We start from the raw sequence: 16983 nt of genomic DNA on the forward strand, positions 1-16983 counted from the left end.
GGCAAGACGTGCAACGGTCATGCAAATCGCGTGTCTCAAGGGCGAATATGTCGAGCCGCTCGCGGGGAATGTACCGGTGGAGATCTGTGGGGCCAGGCATCGCGAAGGTCCTCCCTGATGAAGGTCCTGGGTGCGTGGCGGGGTGGGGTGGTGACGACTGGTGACGACGACGACGGCGGCGGCGGTGAGGCGTCGGGCGGGCGGTGACGGCGGTGAGGCGTCGGGCGGGCGACGGCGCAGCTGGTGACTGCCGGCCTCACCAGCTCCAAAAATGGTATTTACGGGTACAACTCCAGTAATGCCAAGCCTCTGAGAATGTGCCTTACGCCACTAAAATAGAAGACATGTACTACTCCAGAGCTGCCAAAGACGACAGCCGAGCTCCCGGCCCCGACGCTTCCAACGCGTTGAGTAATGCGCCATTGCCGGCCTCCGGGGCTTCGAAAGGAGCCGCAACAGGAGTCGCCAGGGGTGTGGAGGATTTGGAGGCTGCGGAGCGGGTCTGCCTGATCAACGAGATCCGGGCGTTGGAGGAATTGAAGTGCGTCATCGCCGCCGCCCAGGCCAAGGCCGCGGCGGCCTTTGACGCTTCCACCCGCCGCGCCCAGGCCCGGGCCGGTCTGAAGGCCGAGCAGCTGGGTCGGGGTGTGGCAGCGCAACTGGCCCTGGCGCGCCGGGACTCTCCGCATAACGGTGCCAAACTGCTGGGCCTGGCAAGGATCCTGACCACCGAAATGCCGCACACCCTGCACGCCCTCTCCACCGGGGTGATCAACGAGTGGCGGGCCACGCTCCTGGTCCGCGAGACCGCCTGCCTGACCCTGGCCGACCGGCAGAAAGTCGATGAACAGATCGCCGGGAACACCGCGGAACTGGAACAGCTCGGAGACCGGAAGCTGATCGCCCGGATCAAGTCCCTGTCCTACGGCCTGGACCCGCATGCCGTGGTCAACCGTGCCGCGCATGCCGTTTCCCAACGGTATGTGTCCTGCCGTCCGGCCCCGGACACCATGACCTATCTGACCGCGCTGCTGCCGGTTGCCCAGGGCGTGGGCGTCTTCGCGGCGCTAACCCGGGACGCGGACCGGCTGCGGGCGTCCGGGGACCCGCGGACGAAGGGCCAGATCATGGCCGACACCCTCGTGGAACGCACCACCGGACAGGCCCGGGCCGAGGACGTGCGGGTCGAGGTGCAGCTGATCATGACGGACCGGACGCTGCTGCACGGCATCCTGCCGCCAGACACATACACAGGCACAAACACAGGCACAGACGCGGGCACAAATACGGATACGGACGCGGACACGGCAGCGGAGCTGGACGCTGCCAGGACATCTGCGGACACCAAAGACCCCGGGACCGCGAGCTGTGGCAAGCAAACGGAATCATTCCTGCCCGACGGAGCCGAACCGGCCGTGCTGGCCGGATACGGAATCGTTCCCGCGCAGTGGGCCCGGGACCTGATCCGCGGTCCCAACCCGGTTCCGGACGATCCCATCCCGGACAGCCCGGATCCCGGGGACAAGGACCAGGCCCGTGGTCCCGCCCCTAATCCGGCCCGTGGTCCCGCCCCCAACCAGGCCCATAACTGGGCCCGTGATCCGGGCGGCGCCACAGCCGGCTGGGGTACGGTGGCGCGGCGGCCGGATCCGCGCACCGAAGTCTGGCTCCGCCGGCTCTACGTCGCACCGAACTCCGGGCAGCTGGCCGCGATGGATTCCCGGGCACGGCTCGTACCCGGCGGCCTGGCCCGGCTGATCGCAGCCCGCGACCAGATCTGCCGGACTCCGTGGTGCGGAGCACCGATCCGGCACTACGACCACATCACGCCCGTCCGCGAGGGCGGACCAACCAGTGCCGAGAATATTCAGGGACTCTGCGAGGCCTGCAACCAGGCCAAGGAAGCACCAGGCTGGAGCGCAAACGCGGTCGGGGATCGCCAACCGGACCGCCACACAGTGGACACGATCACTCCTACCGGACACACCTACCGGTCCGCGGCGCCGCAACTCCCGGAATCAACTGCTTCCCGTGCTTCCACTGCGCCAATCGCGAGGTCTCCCGGCACCGGTGAAGCCAGCACAGCTTCCAGCTTCACACTCAGCCGGAGGAGTTCACACTCTGCCCGAGACAGTCGTGTGACCTAAACTAAAGCCATCGACACCCCCTCATTTTGGAGAATTGCGTGAGCTCACAGCCGCTGAACCGTGTTCCTATCCGCCGGGCCCTGATCTCGGTCTACGACAAGACGGGTCTGACGGAACTCGCGCAGGGCCTGGCTGCTGCCGGAGTGAGCATCGTGTCCACCGGATCCACCGCTAAGCAGATTGCCGCAGCCGGAGTCGAGGTGACCGAGGTAGCCGATGTCACCGGATTCAACGAGTGCCTCGACGGTCGGGTCAAGACACTGCATCCGCGTATCCATGCCGGGATCCTCGCTGACCGCCGCCGTGAGGATCACGTGGCGCAGCTTGAGGAAATGGAAATTGAACCCTTCGATTTGGTGGTCGTAAACCTCTACCCGTTCGTCCAGACCGTGAAGTCCGGCGCCAGCCAGGACGAGGTGGTCGAGCAGATCGACATCGGCGGACCGTCCATGGTCCGCGCCGCTGCCAAGAACCACCCATCGGTGGCCGTCGTGGTGGACCCGGACAAGTATGCCGAAGTGGTTACGGCTGCCGCAGAGGGTGGCTTCGATCTAAACCAGCGACGCCGCCTGGCCGCCGAAGCGTTTGCCTCCACGGCAGCCTACGACACTGCGGTTGCCGCGTGGACCGCGGAACAGTTCGGTGACGGGACTGAGGAAGGCTCCAGCTGGCCGGCCTACACCGGCCTGGCTCTGGAACGGTCCGAAGTGCTGCGCTACGGCGAGAACCCGCACCAGGACGCGGCCCTCTACGTGGACAAGAGTGCTCTGCCCGGGGTTGCCCAGGCCGACCAGCTGCACGGCAAGGCGATGTCTTACAACAACTACGTCGACGCCGATGCCGCCCTGCGCGCGGCCTTTGACTTCGACCTGCCGGCCGTCGCCGTCATCAAGCACGCAAATCCCTGCGGTGTGGCGGTAGCTTCCCCTGGTGCAGCCGATCCCATCGCCGACGCGCATGCGAAGGCCCACGCCTGTGACCCGGTTTCCGCTTTTGGCGGCGTCATCGCTGCCAACCGCACCGTCACGGCAGGAATGGCCACCTCGGTCAAGGACATCTTCACCGAAGTGGTGATCGCCCCCGACTTTGAGCCCGAGGCCGTGGAAATCCTCTCAGCGAAGAAGAACATCCGCCTGTTGACGCTGCCGGAAGGCTATGGCCGGAACGTGGCAGAATTCCGCCAGGTCTCGGGAGGCATGCTGATCCAGAAGTCCGACAAGATGCAGGCCGAAGGGGACAACCCCGAGAACTGGACCCTGGTGTCCGGCAGCGCCGCCGACGAGGCTACTCTGGCCGACCTCGCCTTTGCCTGGACGGCGGTGCGCGCGGCCAAGTCCAACGCCATCCTTCTGGCGCAGAACGGTGCTTCCGTAGGTGTGGGCATGGGCCAGGTCAACCGGGTGGATTCCTGCCGGCTCGCCGTCGAGCGCGCCAACAGCCTGGGCGGCCCGGACGAGGACCGCGCCAGCGGTTCCGTGGCGGCGTCGGACGCCTTTTTCCCCTTTGCCGACGGACTGCAGATCCTCATCGATGCCGGCATCCGCGCCGTCGTCCAGCCCGGGGGATCGATCCGCGACAGTGAAGTCATTGAAGCAGCCAACGCTGCAGGCGTGACCATGTACTTCACCGGCGCCCGGCACTTCTTCCACTAAGAGCCGCACCCCGCCGGCAGCTGATCTCCGGGACCGCGCGAGTCATCTGCCGTCCCGGAGTTTAGGGCGGCCCGAGTGGGCTGTGGCATAGTTGGACACAAATACAGACCAAAAAGACGGGCTCCGTCATGCCATTCGGCATGCACGGGCGCCCACCAACACACAAGGAGACCGTGTGGCTGAGAAAATCAAGGTTGTGGGTTCTGTTGTAGAACTCGACGGCGACGAGATGACCCGTATCATCTGGCAGTTCATCAAGGACCGCCTGATCAACCCGTACCTCGACGTAGACCTGAAGTACTACGACCTCTCCATCCAGAACCGCGATGCCACTGATGACCAGGTCACCATTGATGCTGCAAACGCCATCAAGGAACACGGCGTGGGCGTCAAGTGCGCAACCATCACTCCGGATGAAGCCCGCGTCGAAGAATTCGGCCTGAAGAAGATGTGGGTTTCCCCGAACGGGACCATCCGCAACATCCTCGGCGGCGTTGTCTTCCGCGAACCGATCATCATTTCCAACATCCCGCGCCTGGTGCCGGGCTGGAACAAGCCGATCATCATTGGCCGCCACGCACACGGCGACCAGTACAAGGCAACCAACTTCAAGGTTCCCGGTGCCGGCACGCTGACGCTGACCTACACCCCGAAGGACGGCGGGGAAGAAATCAAGACCCAGGTCGTCACTTACGGTGACGACGGCGGCGTGGCCATGGGCATGTACAACTTCAACGACTCCATCCGCGACTTTGCCCGGGCGTCCTTCGCCTACGGCCTGCAGCGGAACTACCCGGTTTACCTCTCCACCAAGAACACGATCCTGAAGGCCTACGACGGCCAGTTCAAGGACCTGTTCCAGGAAGTCTTCGACGCCGAGTTCAAGGACCAGTTCGAAGCAGCCGGCCTCACCTACGAGCACCGCCTGATCGATGACATGGTGGCCTCCGCGATGAAGTGGGAAGGCGGCTACGTCTGGGCCTGCAAGAACTACGACGGCGACGTCCAGTCCGACACCGTGGCGCAGGGCTTCGGCTCGCTCGGCCTGATGACCTCAGTGCTGATGACCCCGGACGGCAAGACCGTCGAGGCCGAAGCAGCACACGGCACGGTCACGCGCCATTACCGCCAGCACCAGCAGGGCAAGCCCACCTCCACGAACCCGATCGCCTCGATCTTCGCGTGGACCCGTGGCCTGATGCACCGCGGCAAGCTGGACAACACCCCCGAGGTCATCAGCTTCGCTGAAACCCTCGAAGACGTTGTCATCAAGACCGTCGAGTCCGGCAAGATGACCAAGGACCTCGCGGCCCTGGTCGGCCCGGAGCAGGGATACCTGACCACCGAGGAATTCCTCGCTGAGCTCGATGCCAACCTGAAGACCCGCCTGGGCTAAGCTCCGGACGCTTCAACGCACGACGACGGCGGCGCCTCACCTGACAAGGGTGGGGCGCCGCCGTCGTTAAAGCCGGTCCGTTAGATGCCCGAACCCTGGTCGCCGGAGGAAGCTGGTCCGGTTCCGGAACCAGAGCCGGACCCGGAGCCGGAGCCGGAACTGCCCGAAGCGGAGCCGGATCCCCCCGAACCGGAGCTGCTGGAAGCCGAGGAGCTCACCGATTCGGAACTGGACTGGCCGCTGATGGTATTCGAATCCTTGTAGGAGGAAGACACCTCGATCTTGCGCGGCTTCGCCCGTTCGCTGACCGGAATCAGTACGCTGAGGACGCCGTTCTCGTACTTGGCGGAGATGCCCTCAATATTGATTCCCTGACCGAGGTTCAGCTGGCGCAGGAACGAGCCGGACTCACGTTCCCGGGTCAGCCAGGTGACGGTGTCAGCCGCCTGGATGGTGCGCTCAGCCCGGATGGTCAGCAACTGGCCGTCCACATCCACGTCGACGGAACCCGGATCAATGCCCGGAAGATCGGCATTCAGGATGTAGTGGTCGCCCTCACGGTAGAGGTCGATGGGCATCAGCCGCAGCCGCTGCCGGGGATCAAGCAGGGCTCCTGCCATCCGGTCGAGCTCTCGGAATGGATCGAACTTCATGGCCATTTGTCATCAACTCCTTACGCCCACCTGCAAGGCAGGCGAATCGATATTCGGAACTTCAGAACGGTCGATAACTTGAGTCGTCTCGGCTCAAGAATGAAATTAGATTAGCACTCGGCATATGTGAGTGCCAGAACCTGGAGGAGTTTTTGGGCCCGGAGAGGCAATATTTTTTTCTTCGGATCCGTCAGTCCACCGGCCACTCATGGACCGGGGCATTGGTGTGCATATTCTCCCAGTACCGCTTGGACATTTCGGCCAGGGCAGCGGTTCGTTCCATGCCCTGGCTCTCAAGTCGCCGCAGGTAGGCGATCTGCCAGGATGCTCCGTTTTGTTCGGTGCGGGCCCTTTCCCGGATGACGTCCAGATAGCGGCCGATCAGCTGGTCGTCCACGCCGAGCTCCTGGAGCCCTGAGGCCGCCTGAGGAATCAGATGCCGAATGATCAGTTCTGCGACAGGTATTTCACCGATGCCCGGCCAGTAGAGGGTAGCCTCCAGTCCCAAGCGTGCGCAGGTCAGGAAGTTGTCCGCGGCGCTCTTGAAAGCCATTCGGCTCCAAAGCGGGCGGTCAGCGGTCCGCAGGTACTGGACCAGGCCGTAGAAGAACGCTGCGTTGGCGACCACATCCAGCACCGTCGGCCCGGCGGGCAGGACCCGGTTCTCCAGCCTCAGATTGGGGGCATGTTCGCCGGGGTCGTAGATCGGCCGGTTCCAGCGGTAAACCGTTCCGTTGTGCAGGCGCAATTCCGGGAGCAACGGCGCTCCGGCGGCAGTGGAGCCTCCGCTGCTGCGGGACAGCTCCGGCAGCAGCGCCGGAAAGTAGCGGACATTTTCCTCGAAGAGGTCAAAAATCGAGGTGATCCACCGTTCGCCAAACCATACCCGCGGTCGCACCCCCTGGTTCCTCATCTCCGGCGGGCGGGTGTCAATGGCCTGTTTGAAAAGCTCAATCCGGGTTTCGTGCCAGAGGATGTGCTCCAAGAAAATGGGGGAGTTGGCTGCCAGGGCAATCTGCGGAGCGGCGATGATCTGGGCGGCGTTCCACGCCGGAGCAAAGTCCTCCGGACTGACCTCCAGATGCAGCTGCACCGAGGTGCATGCCGCCTCGGGGGAAATGTTCTTGGCGTAGAACGACAGCGGCTCCGCTCCGCGGAGGTCCACGTGCACATCTTCCCCGCGCGCCTGGAGAACCGACGTGTTCAGGGCTGCATACCGCTTGCCGGCGCTGAGCCACTCCTTGTCCTCCAGCAGGGCCGGCTGGAGCGTGGGCAAAATCCCGACCATGAGAATTTCGGTGTTCACTTCGGCAGCGCGGGTGTCAGCCCGGTTTAGCTGATAACGCAGGGAATCTTCGAGATCCCGCAGGCCACGGCCGCCGATGGCCAGGGCAGGGTGGTTCATTTCGATGTTGAACGCACCGATCTCGGTCTGGAAGGCCGGATCGGCAATTTGCTGCAAAACAGCAGTGTTTCGGAGTGCCGGGGAGAAGTCCTGATTGGTCAGGTTCAGCTCAAGCTCGAGGCCAATGCTGGCGGTGTCGGCGAATGTTGCCGTTGAAAGGTAACCGGCAAACCGGTCGAGGTTTTCGAGCAGGCGCTGGCGGTATCGCGTGCGCTGCTCCCGGCTGTACGTTTTGCTGTTAACTTCGGCGCCCATCGTCTGAAGATAACCATGGGCGCCGAGGGATGTATAGCGTGCCCCGCCCGCAAAACTGAAAATGACGGGCGCCGGCGAGGCAAAAAGACGCTTCAGCGTGTTGCTGCCACCGGCCCGGACGCCGCACGGGGCCTGCGGATCCACAGCGTCGGCTGCAGTGGCACAAGCGGTGGTGCATTACCGGGCCGGCCGCGGTGCCCCGCTGCTCTGTCCGGGCGGACGGCCGGGCTGTATTGTAAGTGTACTTACTACGACTTTACGAACGCGTACTAAGTGTGCTTATTATCGTGTAAACAGTGCAGCTGATTCCCAGCGGCACAGGATTCTGATTCTTCATCCGCAACGATTCAGGAAAGAGTAGTGACGATGACGGAAAACGAGTGGCCCAGAGACGGAAGCCATGCAGCGACCACACCCCAGGGCGGTTCATCCGACACCAAGTCCGCCAAGGCCGGTGCAGCTAAGGACGAGGCCTCAGGGCTTGCGCAGGACGCCGCCGGCAGCGCCCAGCATGTCGCCGAAACAGCGAAGTCCGAGGCCGCCGACGTCGCCTCTGAAGTGACGGCCAACGCCAAGGACCTGTTTAACCAGGCCCGCAGCGACCTCACCGACCAGGCGGGCGCCCAGCAGCAGAAGGTCGCCGAAGGACTCCGGTCCGTGGCGGGCGAGCTGCAGTCGATGGCTGATAACTCGGATCAGCCCGGAGTCGCTTCGGACCTGGTCCGTCAGGCAGCGGAACGCTCCTCGTCAGTGGCCGAATGGCTCGACAGCCGCAACCCCGGTTCCCTGGTCGAAGAGGTCAAGGGCTTCGCCCGGCAGCGTCCGGTTGCCTTCCTCGCCCTCGCCGCAGGTGCAGGCTTCCTTGCCGGGCGCTTGAACAAGGGCCTGAGTGCAGGTCTGCCCGCAGGCGCGGCCACCGCCGCACCGGCCGCCCCGCGGACCGGCACGGTGACCACGCCCGAAACCATTTACCCGCCCGCGCCGACCGAGCAGCCCACCTACACAGGCACGGGCACCGTGAACGCAGGGGGAGCGGCCAACGATCCGTTTGGCGCGGAACCCACGCTTCCCGCGGGACGTCCGCCCTCCTCGGATGACCAGCTGCCCGCTTCGGGAACCCGGGGCAGCGATCCGTTTAGCGGTGGCCAGCACTGATGAGTAGCGAAATCCCTGAACCGCCCCCGACAAAGGCTGAGAGTACGTCCCTTGGGGACCTGCTGGGGCAAGTAACCGCGGACATGTCCACCCTCATGCGTCAGGAGGTGGAACTGGCAAAGGTCGAACTGAAGCAGTCTGCCACCCGTGCGGGCAAGGGGGCAGGGATGTTTGCCGGTGCAGCAGTGGCCGGCTACTTCGTCCTGCTGTTCCTCTCGATCGCGCTCTGGCAGGCCCTCGGGCACCTGATCGGCTTGGGCTGGTCAGGGCTCGTGGTCGCTGTGATCTGGGCGATTATTGCCGCTGTCCTGGCGATGCGTGGCCGCACTGAAATGCGCAAGGTCCGAGGCATGCCTCAGACGTCGGAGACCCTGCAGGAAATTCCCGGAACCCTTAAACCGAATGAGGACCCACGATGAGCGACAATCCCGACGCTATCCGAGCAGACATTGAAGAGACCCGCCGCCGCCTCGGAAGCAACGTAGACGCCGTAGCGGACAAAGTCACCCCGTCCCATATTGTCCAGCGGCAGACCGACAAGGTGAAGGACGCCGTGTTTGGTGTCAGGGACAACGTAAAGGACAAAGTGATGGGAGCAGCTGATTCTATGACTGACAAGGTTCAGACCGGCACGGGCACCGCCTCCGACGGTCTCTCACGCGCCGGCACCGCAGCAGGTGAAGCGCCGCAGAAACTCACCGCCAAGGCGCAGGGCAATCCCATCGCCGCAGGGCTCATCGCGTTTGGCGCGGGGCTGCTGGCAGCCTCCCTGATCCCCGCCAGCGAGAAGGAACGCGTAGCTGCGGACAACCTCAAGACCGCGGCCGAGCCGCTGACCTCCCAGGTCACCGACACAGCCAAGGAAATGGCGCAGGGCCTCAAGGAGCCGGCTCAGGAAGCCATGGAAAACGTGAAGGCAACGGCTGCTGAAGCGGCTCAGAACGTCAAGCAGGAAGGCCAGGGCGCTGCCGATGATGTGAAGGGCAAGGCCTCAGACGCACAGGACAACGTCCGGAAAGCCTGAGTTTTCCCTTCCGCCACACCCCACGAAGTCTCATGACCTGAACAGGAGATTCGAATGGAAATTGGCAAGCAGCAGATCATCGATTTGATCAAGAAGCGCGGCGACGACGACAAGGCCGGACAGGCTGAGGCGGAGTTGCCGGATCAGGTGGACACGGATAAGGACTCGGGCCTGCTTAGCAAGTTCGGGATTGACCCCAAGGACTTGCTGGGCAAGATTCCCGGCCTGGGCGGTCTCGGCGGCTAACTGCACCGTAACCGAAAACCGAAATTACACCGATCTACGGAAGCGGTCCTGCATCTCGCGGGACCGCTTTCCTGTGGGCTCGGGGCCCGGTTGGGCCGCTGCTCGCCGGCCGGACGTCGTCGGCGGGATACCGCACACCCATCTGGGATCTGGCGTTGTCAAAAAGGCGCATTGTCTGCAGCGAGTGGTCCCAGCTCATGGTGGGGGACTCCGGCAGGCCTGACTGAATGCAGCGGGTGGCTTCGCGCAGCTCGTACGTGTAGCCGTTGCCGACCTGCGGAAACCGCTCCACCCGTTCCTCGCCCTGATACGGCGAAACGGTCAGTTCCACCGGGTTGTGCAGCGGCGCCCCGGTCCGCAGCCACCCCTTGGTTCCGGAAATGGTGGCAGTGCGGGTACCCGAGGAAACCAATGACGACATCAGCTGGGCAGCGGCACCGGAGGAGTACGTCAGGAGCAGTGCGTTTTGCTTGTCGATGCCGTCGCCGGTGAGGGTTCCGACGGCGGACACCCGCTCCGGAAATCCCAAGGCGCCAACGGCCAGCGTGAGCGGATAAACGGTGAGATCCAGCAGTGCTCCGCCCCCGGCCTCCGGGTCCCACCAGCCGGCGGGACTGCCGGCAGCCGGGAAGCCCAGGTCTGCCTGAATCCAGCCCACGTCACCGAGCTCGCCGCTGGCCAGGATTTCCCAGATCCGGTTGACGCAGGGCAGGAACCGCGTCCACACGGCCTCCATCAGGAAAAGCCCGCGGGAGGCCGCGATCCCGATGAGGTCCTCCGTCTCCCGGGCGTTGATGGTCAGGGACTTCTCGCAGACCACATGCTTCCCGGCCAGCAGCGCAGCCCGGGAAATCTCATAGTGCTGCGCGTGCGGGGCAGCCACGTAGACAACATCAACCTCCGGATCGTCCACGAGCTGGCGGTACCCCTTGCCCCGCTCGGTGTCGAAGCACGCACGCGCAAATCCGAACCGATCGGCGAACTCCACCGCTGAGGCCTCGCCGCGCGAACTTACGGCCTGCAGCACAGCGTCCTCCAGCCGGGCGATGTCCTCGGTAACCTTGGCGGCGACATTGCCCGTCGCGACCACACCCCACCTCAGCGTTCTTCCGGTTTTCCGAACCGGGCTCGGTGCCCCCGGAGATACACACGGCGGCGTGGGAATGTGCGGGGCGTTCATGGTCCTCTTCTCTGAGAAGCACTCGCAAGTGCGTTTCTCACTCTAGGGTCCATGCCGCACCGCGCCTAGGGGCTGCTCCAACCCAGGGGCCGGAGCCCGGAAAAAAGCCGCCCCGGCCCAGCCCGCCAGGTGTGCAAAGCCGGCGGAGTCAGACCGTGGGCAACGCCTCGCGGTGCGCGGCCGCCGTCTCGAGGTAGTTCGCCGCGTTGGCCCGGACGCCGTCGAACTCGTCATCGGTGAGCTGGCGCCGGACCTTGGCGGGCACCCCGGCGACCAGGGAACGCGGCGGGATGAGTGTGCCTTCCAGGACGACGGCGCCGGCGGCCACCAGCGAGCCGGTACCCACCACGGTGCCGTTCATGACCGTGGCGCTCATGCCGATCAGGCAGTCGTCCTCGATGGTGCAGCCGTGGACCACGGCGTTGTGGCCGATGCTGACGCGCTCGCCGACGGTGGTGGGAAATCCCGGATCGGCATGGAGCACCACGTTGTCCTGCAGATTGCTGCCGGCGCCGACGCGGATGGAATTGGAGTCTCCGCGGACGCAGACTCCGTAGAAGGCGCTGGATCCCGGGCCCATGACGACGTCGCCGATCAGCGAGGCGGTGGGGGCGAGGAAGACTGACGGGTCGATGTCCGGGGTCTTGCCCCGGAGTGAAATAACGTGTGCCATCCGGTCAGCCTAGCCGGGCCCCGCCGCCGGAGCGGTGACGGCGGGGCCGGGCGGACCGCCGTGTCAGTTGAAGACGATGGTCCGCTTCCCGTCCAGCAGTACCCGGTGCTCGGCGTGCCACTGCACGGCCTTGGACAGCGTCCGGCCTTCGACGTCGCTGCCCAGTGCGGCCAGCTGCGGGGCGGAGCGGGCGTGGTCCACGCGGATAACTTCCTGTTCGATGATCGGTCCTTCATCCAGGTCCGAGGTGACGTAGTGCGCGGTTGCGCCGATCAGCTTCACTCCGCGGGCGTGTGCCTGGTGGTACGGCCTGGCACCCTTGAACGAGGGCAGGAAGGAATGGTGGATGTTGATCGCCCGGCCGGACAGATCACTGCACAGGTCGTTGCTGAGGATCTGCATGTAGCGGGCCAGCACCACCAGCTCGATGTCCAGGTCCTGCATCAGGCCGCGCAGTTCATTTTCTGCCGCCTCCTTGCCGGCCGGGGTTACCGGAATGTGGTGGAACGGGATGCCGTAGAAGGCGGCCAGCCCGGCGAGGTCCTTGTGGTTGGACACAATCGCCGGAATCTCGATCGGCAGGGTTCCGGCACGCTGGCGGAAGAGGAGGTCATTCAGGCAGTGGCCGGACTTGGAGGCCATGATCAGGGTGCGCACCGGAGCGCCGGCGGTGAACAGCTGCCACTCCATGCCGAAGGCCCGGGCCACCGGCGCCAGGGTTTCCCGGACTTCCGCGCGGGTGCCGGGGGCGGTGAAGTCCACGCGCATGAAGAAGGTTCCGGTTTCGGCGCTGCCGTACTGCTGGGATTCAGTGATGTTTCCCCGCGCGGCGACGAGGCCGCCGGAGACGGCATGCACGATGCCCGGTTGGTCCGGGCAGGACAGGGTGAGCGTGTAGGCGGAAGCGGCGGGGGCCATGGCTGTGGCAGGGGGAGTGGGAAAGTCAGTCACCCTTTCAAGGTTACCTGCCGGACAGGGGCTCCCTTAGGCTAAGAAAATGGACGTAACCTTCATGCCGCTCTCTGACAGGGACGACGAAGAGCTGGTCAAGTTCCTGACCACCAACAGCTTTCCGTACCACCGCATCACGGCGCCTTCCGAGGAGCTGGTGCGTCAGCTGATTGTGGACGGGCGCTTTGAAGCCGACGGCGTCTGCACCTACTGGGTCTACGGCGACAACCGCCGGCTCGGCCTGGTCATCGTGGAGCGGCTGGAAAGCCAGTGCCCCACCTTCGACCTGCGGTTGTTGGAGGAAGCCCGCGGGCACGGCGCAGGGGTGCCGGTGCTGCAGGCCCTGACCGGGTTGGTCTTTGCCGACCGGCCGGCGGCTAACCGGTTTGCCGGCCGGACGCGTGAAGACAACACGGCCATGCGCAAGACCTTCCTCCGATCGGGGTTCCTGAAGGAAGCCCACTACCGCGATGACTGGCTGCTGGACGACGGCGGCCGGATCGCCTCGGTCACCTACGCGATGCTGCGCAGCGACTGGGAACAGGGGACCCTGACGGGGTTCGACTGGGAGGACGTGGAGTAAGCCGCCTAGCCCGTTCCGAGCAGCTCCAGTGCAGCCGTCGCCGCCGCCCGTCCCGCCCGGGTGGCGCCGAGCGTAGAGGAAGACTCTCCGTAGCCCACCAGGAACAGCTGCGGCAGCTTCTGTACGCGGGGACCGTCCATGCGGATGCCGCCCCCGGGCTCCCGCAGGTGCAGGGGAGCGAGATGATCCAGCGAAGCACGGAACCCGGTGGCCCAGAGAATAACGTCGGCTTCGGCTGTGCTGCCGTCGGCGAAGACCGCCCCGTCCGCGGTGATTCGGGAAAGCGGACCGCGGGAGACGAGGACGCCGTCGTCGATCCCTTGCTGATAGGCGGCGGTCAGCGGCAGTTTTGTCGCGGCCACGACGCTGAGCGGGGGAAGCCCGGCCCGTGTGCGCTCGCTGACCTGCCGCTCGACGTCCCGGCCCCAGTCCGCGTCAAAGGGCGTGCCGGTGAAGTCGGGCGGCCTGCGGGTGGACCAGATGGTGCGGGCACCGGCGTCGTGCAGCTGCAGCAGGAACTGCACCGCAGACGTTCCGCCGCCCACCACCAGGACGCGGCGGCCGGCGAAATCCGCGGCGCTGCTGAAGTCGTGGGTGTGCAGCTGGGTTCCGCCGAAGTTCTCCCGCCCCGGATAGGACGGCCAGTGCGGCTTGTCCCAGGTTCCCGTGGCATTGATGACGGCCCGCGCCCGCCAGGAGCCACCGCTGGTGTCGAGGCGCAGCCTCCCCTTCCCTGCGGGGGAGACCCGGTGCACGCGGACCGGCCGCTGCACGTGCAGCCCGAACTCGGTTTCATAGTCGCCGTAATAGCGGGTCACGACCGACGACGCCGGTTCCCGGGGATTCGGGGTGCCCAGCGGCGAACGGGGCAGGTCGTGGATTCCGTGGACGGAGCCGAGGGTCAGCGAATCCCAGCGGTGGCGCCAGGCACCGCCGGGTCCTTCGTTGGCATCCAGCACGACAAAACCGGACCCCGCCGCCAGGCCGCGGCGCTGCAGATAGTAGGCGGCGCTCAGCCCGGCCTGTCCGGCACCGATGACGGCGACCTCCACTTCGACGCCGTCCGCTTGGTCCTGCCCCATCGCCTGCCCTCTTCGTCAATTCCGACTGGTTCTGCTCGGTTCCGCTCCGTGCGCACCTGGTACAACCCGCCCGCCCCCGGAACCTATTCCGCCGCACCGGCATCCGGCAGCGCTCATCCGGTACGATCGATATGTCGCAACTGGCGTTGGGTGGGTCACCACCAGGGAGCGGCGAAGCACCACAGACCACGGATCGCACGCCTGGGCCGACGGTCACGCCTTCTGTTCGTCATGCCCGGATCTCCGGGGGTGCCGGCAGGTAGCCTGACCCATAGAACCCCTTCCTCAGGAGATCCTTGTGAGACTGTCCACCCAGCCCGTGACTGACGCCAAATTGTCCGACGTCGATCCGGAAATCGCCGCCGTCCTGAACGACGAGCTGGCCCGCCAGCGCAACACGCTGGAAATGATCGCATCGGAGAACTTCGCCCCGCGGTCAGTCCTGGAAGCCCAGGGCTCCGTTCTGACGAACAAATATGCCGAGGGATATCCGGGCCGCCGCTACTACGGGGGCTGCGAGCACGTCGATGTCGCCGAGAACCTGGCGATCCAGCGGGTGAAAGCCCTGTTCGGCGCCGAGTTCGCCAACGTCCAGCCGCATTCCGGAGCCTCCGCGAACGCCGCTGCCCTTGCCGCGATGATGTCGCCCGGCGACAAGCTGATGGGACTGAACCTCGCCCACGGCGGCCACCTGACCCACGGCATGAAGCTGAATTTCTCCGGCAAGCTGTACGAAGTGGCCGCCTACGGGGTGGATGAGGACACCTGCCGGGTGGACATGGACAAGGTCCGCGAGCAGGCCCTCGCGGAGCGCCCGCAGGTTATCGTCGCCGGCTGGTCCGCCTATCCGCGGCAGCTGGACTTTGACGCGTTCCGCTCCGTCGCCGATGAGGTCGGTGCGCTCCTGTGGACCGACATGGCACACTTTGCCGGCCTCGTGGCCGCCCGCCTGCACCCGAACCCGGTGCCGGCCTCCGACGTCGTGACCTCCACCGTGCACAAGACCCTCGCCGGTCCGCGTTCGGGCATCATCCTGGCCAAGGAGCAGTTCGGGAAGAAGCTGAATTCGGCCGTCTTCCCCGGCCAGCAGGGCGGCCCGCTGATGCACGTCATCGCTGCCAAGGCCGTGGCGTTCAAGATTGCCGGCTCAGAGGAATTCCGGGAACGCCAGGAACGCGTCCTCGAGGGCGCCCGGATCATTGCGGACCGCCTGAACGCCGCAGACGTCGCCGGAAACGGGGTGTCAGTCCTCACCGGGGGCACCGATGTGCACCTCATCCTGGTGGACCTGCGCCACTCGGCGCTGGACGGAAAGCAGGCCGAGGACCTGCTGCACTCCGTGGGCATCACCGTGAACCGCAACTCGGTACCGTTCGATCCGCGCCCGCCGATGGTTACTTCCGGGCTGCGGATCGGCACCCCGGCCCTGGCCACCCGCGGCTTCGGGGCACAGGAGTTCACCGAGGTGGCGGAGATCATTGCCGCGACACTGAAACCGGCCCCCGACGTCGACGCACTGCGGGCGCGGGTCACCGCGCTGGCCGAGAATTTCCCGCTGTATCCGGGACAGGAAGAGTGGTAACGAGCATGGAGAAGGGAAGCAACATGGAAGGCACGAAGGACAGCTTGGAGAACGGCGTGAACCTCGGCTGGGAGAAGAAGGAACGGACCGACTTCGGCACCCCGGTCGCCGCCCGGATCCTCGACGGCCGCAAGGCTGCCAAGGACATCAAGGACGAACTGGCGCAGCGCGTCGCGGTCCTGAAGGACGAATACGGCATCACTCCGGGACTGGGAACCATTCTGGTGGGTGAGGATCCGGCCTCGCACTCCTACGTGGGCGGCAAGCACAAGGACTGCGCTCAAGTGGGCATCAACTCGGTCCGCCGGGACCTGCCGGAGGACATCAGCCAGGAAGACCTGGAAAAGGTGATCGACGAGCTGAATGCCGACCCCGGCACCACCGGTTACATCGTCCAGCTGCCGCTGCCGGCGCAGATCGACACCAACGCCATCCTGGAACGGATCGCCCCGGAAAAGGATGCCGACGGCCTGCACCCGGTGAACCTGGGACGCCTGGTCCTCAACGTCAGCGAACCCATGACCTCGCCGCTGCCCTGCACCCCGCACGGGATCGTGCAGCTGCTGGTGCGCAACGGCATCTCGCTCACCGGCAAGAACGTTCTCGTGGTGGGCCGCGGCGTGACGGTGGGCCGGCCGCTGGGCCTGCTGCTGACCCGCCGGCCGATCAACGCCACAGTGACGCTCGCGCACACCGGAACCGTGGACCTGCTGGAGCACCTGCGCGCCGCCGACGTGGTGGTGGCCGCTGCCGGGTTCCCCGAAATGATCAAGGCCGAGGACCTCAAGCCCGGAGCCATCGTGCTCGACGTCGGAGTCACCCGGGTCACCGATCCGGACACCGGCAAAACCACCCTCACCGGTGACGTGGAGAAGGCAGCGGCCGACGTCGCATCCTGGATCTCCCCGAATCCCGGCGGAGTGGGCCCGATGACCCGGGCCATGCTGCTCTCCAACGTGGTGGAGGCCGCGGAGCGCGCCGCCGGGATCCTTCCCTAGG

Annotated in this window: 15 protein-coding genes, 1 pseudogene and 1 riboswitch; of the genes and pseudogenes, 10 read left to right on the plus strand and 6 right to left on the minus strand. The window is 65.5% G+C overall.

Annotated features, from left to right (window positions below; translation table 11 throughout):
• Positions 1 to 473 precede the first annotated feature (473 nt).
• The 3 genes from QNN99_RS01255 (at position 474) to QNN99_RS01265 (ending at position 5195) form a co-directional block, all read left to right on the plus strand.
• Positions 474 to 2147, plus strand: a complete 1674-nt coding sequence (locus tag QNN99_RS01255; protein ID WP_229964612.1) for an HNH endonuclease — start codon at positions 474 to 476, stop codon at positions 2145 to 2147.
• 38 nt (positions 2148 to 2185) lie between these two features.
• Positions 2186 to 3799, plus strand: a complete 1614-nt coding sequence (gene purH / locus QNN99_RS01260) for a bifunctional phosphoribosylaminoimidazolecarboxamide formyltransferase/IMP cyclohydrolase (protein WP_229964613.1) — start codon at positions 2186 to 2188, stop codon at positions 3797 to 3799.
• Positions 3800 to 3974: 175 nt separating this feature from the next.
• Positions 3975 to 5195, plus strand: coding sequence for an NADP-dependent isocitrate dehydrogenase (locus QNN99_RS01265; protein WP_284015433.1), 1221 nt, complete (start codon positions 3975 to 3977; stop codon positions 5193 to 5195).
• A 266-nt stretch (positions 5196 to 5461) separates the two neighbouring features.
• Here QNN99_RS01265 and QNN99_RS01270 read toward each other — a convergent pair.
• Both QNN99_RS01270 and QNN99_RS01275 read right to left on the minus strand, forming a co-directional pair.
• Positions 5462 to 5854: pseudogene (locus tag QNN99_RS01270) on the minus strand (Hsp20/alpha crystallin family protein); the annotation flags it as partial.
• 184 nt (positions 5855 to 6038) lie between these two features.
• Positions 6039 to 7508, minus strand: a complete 1470-nt coding sequence (locus QNN99_RS01275; RefSeq protein ID WP_229964614.1) for a glutamate-cysteine ligase family protein — start codon at positions 7506 to 7508, stop codon at positions 6039 to 6041.
• A 366-nt stretch (positions 7509 to 7874) separates the two neighbouring features.
• Here QNN99_RS01275 and QNN99_RS01280 point away from each other — a divergent pair, with 366 nt between their 5' ends.
• The 4 genes from QNN99_RS01280 to QNN99_RS01295 are packed head-to-tail and all read left to right on the plus strand — an operon-like array spanning position 7875 to position 9933.
• Positions 7875 to 8663, plus strand: a complete 789-nt coding sequence (locus tag QNN99_RS01280) for a hypothetical protein (protein ID WP_229965033.1) — start codon at positions 7875 to 7877, stop codon at positions 8661 to 8663.
• Positions 8663 to 9082, plus strand: coding sequence for a phage holin family protein (locus QNN99_RS01285; RefSeq protein ID WP_229964615.1), 420 nt, complete (start codon positions 8663 to 8665; stop codon positions 9080 to 9082). The genes QNN99_RS01280 and QNN99_RS01285 overlap by 1 nt, the downstream gene beginning before the upstream one ends.
• Positions 9079 to 9687 (plus strand): DUF3618 domain-containing protein, encoded by a 609-nt coding sequence (locus QNN99_RS01290; RefSeq protein WP_229964616.1) that lies wholly within the window; start codon positions 9079 to 9081, stop codon positions 9685 to 9687. Before QNN99_RS01285 ends, QNN99_RS01290 begins: the two co-directional genes overlap by 4 nt.
• A 54-nt stretch (positions 9688 to 9741) precedes the next feature.
• A complete protein-coding gene (locus QNN99_RS01295) occupies positions 9742 to 9933 on the plus strand; it encodes a hypothetical protein (RefSeq protein WP_229964617.1) in 192 nt (63 codons plus the stop codon).
• A 34-nt stretch (positions 9934 to 9967) separates the two neighbouring features.
• Here QNN99_RS01295 and QNN99_RS01300 read toward each other — a convergent pair whose 3' ends face one another.
• The 3 genes from QNN99_RS01300 to purU all read right to left on the minus strand — a co-directional run bounded on the left by QNN99_RS01300 (position 9968) and on the right by purU (position 12704).
• Entirely contained in the window at positions 9968 to 11023 is a 1056-nt protein-coding gene (locus QNN99_RS01300) for a Gfo/Idh/MocA family protein (RefSeq protein WP_229964618.1), read from the minus strand.
• A gap of 238 nt (positions 11024 to 11261) precedes the next feature.
• Complete coding sequence (locus tag QNN99_RS01305; RefSeq protein ID WP_229964619.1) at positions 11262 to 11786, minus strand: gamma carbonic anhydrase family protein; 525 nt, start codon at positions 11784 to 11786, stop codon at positions 11262 to 11264.
• A 63-nt stretch (positions 11787 to 11849) separates the two neighbouring features.
• Entirely contained in the window at positions 11850 to 12704 is an 855-nt protein-coding gene (gene purU / locus QNN99_RS01310; protein ID WP_229965034.1) for a formyltetrahydrofolate deformylase, read from the minus strand.
• A gap of 79 nt (positions 12705 to 12783) precedes the next feature.
• Between purU and QNN99_RS01315 the strand changes: the two genes are divergently transcribed.
• The gene (locus QNN99_RS01315; protein WP_229964620.1) at positions 12784 to 13320 is read left to right on the plus strand and encodes a GNAT family N-acetyltransferase; all 537 of its coding nucleotides are present in this window, start codon (positions 12784 to 12786) and stop codon (positions 13318 to 13320) included.
• A 5-nt stretch (positions 13321 to 13325) separates the two neighbouring features.
• On the opposite strand, the gene QNN99_RS01320 is transcribed toward QNN99_RS01315, so the two are convergent.
• Positions 13326 to 14402, minus strand: coding sequence for an NAD(P)-binding domain-containing protein (locus QNN99_RS01320; protein ID WP_229964621.1), 1077 nt, complete (start codon positions 14400 to 14402; stop codon positions 13326 to 13328).
• A gap of 126 nt (positions 14403 to 14528) precedes the next feature.
• Positions 14529 to 14616, plus strand: a riboswitch (ZMP/ZTP riboswitch).
• Between the two features lie 84 nt (positions 14617 to 14700).
• Between QNN99_RS01320 and glyA the strand changes: the two genes are divergently transcribed.
• Positions 14701 to 15984 (plus strand): serine hydroxymethyltransferase, encoded by a 1284-nt coding sequence (gene glyA, locus QNN99_RS01325; protein ID WP_442860455.1) that lies wholly within the window; start codon positions 14701 to 14703, stop codon positions 15982 to 15984.
• 5 nt (positions 15985 to 15989) lie between these two features.
• A complete protein-coding gene (locus tag QNN99_RS01330) occupies positions 15990 to 16982 on the plus strand; it encodes a bifunctional methylenetetrahydrofolate dehydrogenase/methenyltetrahydrofolate cyclohydrolase (protein ID WP_229964622.1) in 993 nt (330 codons plus the stop codon).
• Position 16983: the final 1 nt, after the last annotated feature.

Origin of the sequence: Arthrobacter sp. zg.Y820 (assembly GCF_030125555.1) — a bacterium.
Classification (GTDB): Bacteria; Actinomycetota; Actinomycetes; order Actinomycetales; family Micrococcaceae; genus Arthrobacter_B.

Excerpts from the sequence above, each read along its gene's own strand:
- purU (WP_229965034.1), bottom strand. The coding sequence starts at position 12,704 with ATGGCCCCCGCCGCTTCCGCCTACACGCTCACCCTGTCCTGCCCGGAC.
- QNN99_RS01290 (WP_229964616.1), top strand. The coding sequence starts at position 9,079 with ATGAGCGACAATCCCGACGCTATCCGAGCAGACATTGAAGAGACCCGC.
- QNN99_RS01315 (WP_229964620.1), top strand. The coding sequence starts at position 12,784 with ATGGACGTAACCTTCATGCCGCTCTCTGACAGGGACGACGAAGAGCTG.
- QNN99_RS01330 (WP_229964622.1), top strand. The coding sequence starts at position 15,990 with ATGGAGAAGGGAAGCAACATGGAAGGCACGAAGGACAGCTTGGAGAAC.
- QNN99_RS01280 (WP_229965033.1), top strand. The coding sequence starts at position 7,875 with ATGACGGAAAACGAGTGGCCCAGAGACGGAAGCCATGCAGCGACCACA.
- QNN99_RS01305 (WP_229964619.1), bottom strand. The coding sequence starts at position 11,786 with ATGGCACACGTTATTTCACTCCGGGGCAAGACCCCGGACATCGACCCG.
- QNN99_RS01275 (WP_229964614.1), bottom strand. The coding sequence starts at position 7,508 with ATGGGCGCCGAAGTTAACAGCAAAACGTACAGCCGGGAGCAGCGCACG.
- QNN99_RS01285 (WP_229964615.1), top strand. The coding sequence starts at position 8,663 with ATGAGTAGCGAAATCCCTGAACCGCCCCCGACAAAGGCTGAGAGTACG.
- QNN99_RS01320 (WP_229964621.1), bottom strand. The coding sequence starts at position 14,402 with ATGGGGCAGGACCAAGCGGACGGCGTCGAAGTGGAGGTCGCCGTCATC.
- QNN99_RS01295 (WP_229964617.1), top strand. The coding sequence starts at position 9,742 with ATGGAAATTGGCAAGCAGCAGATCATCGATTTGATCAAGAAGCGCGGC.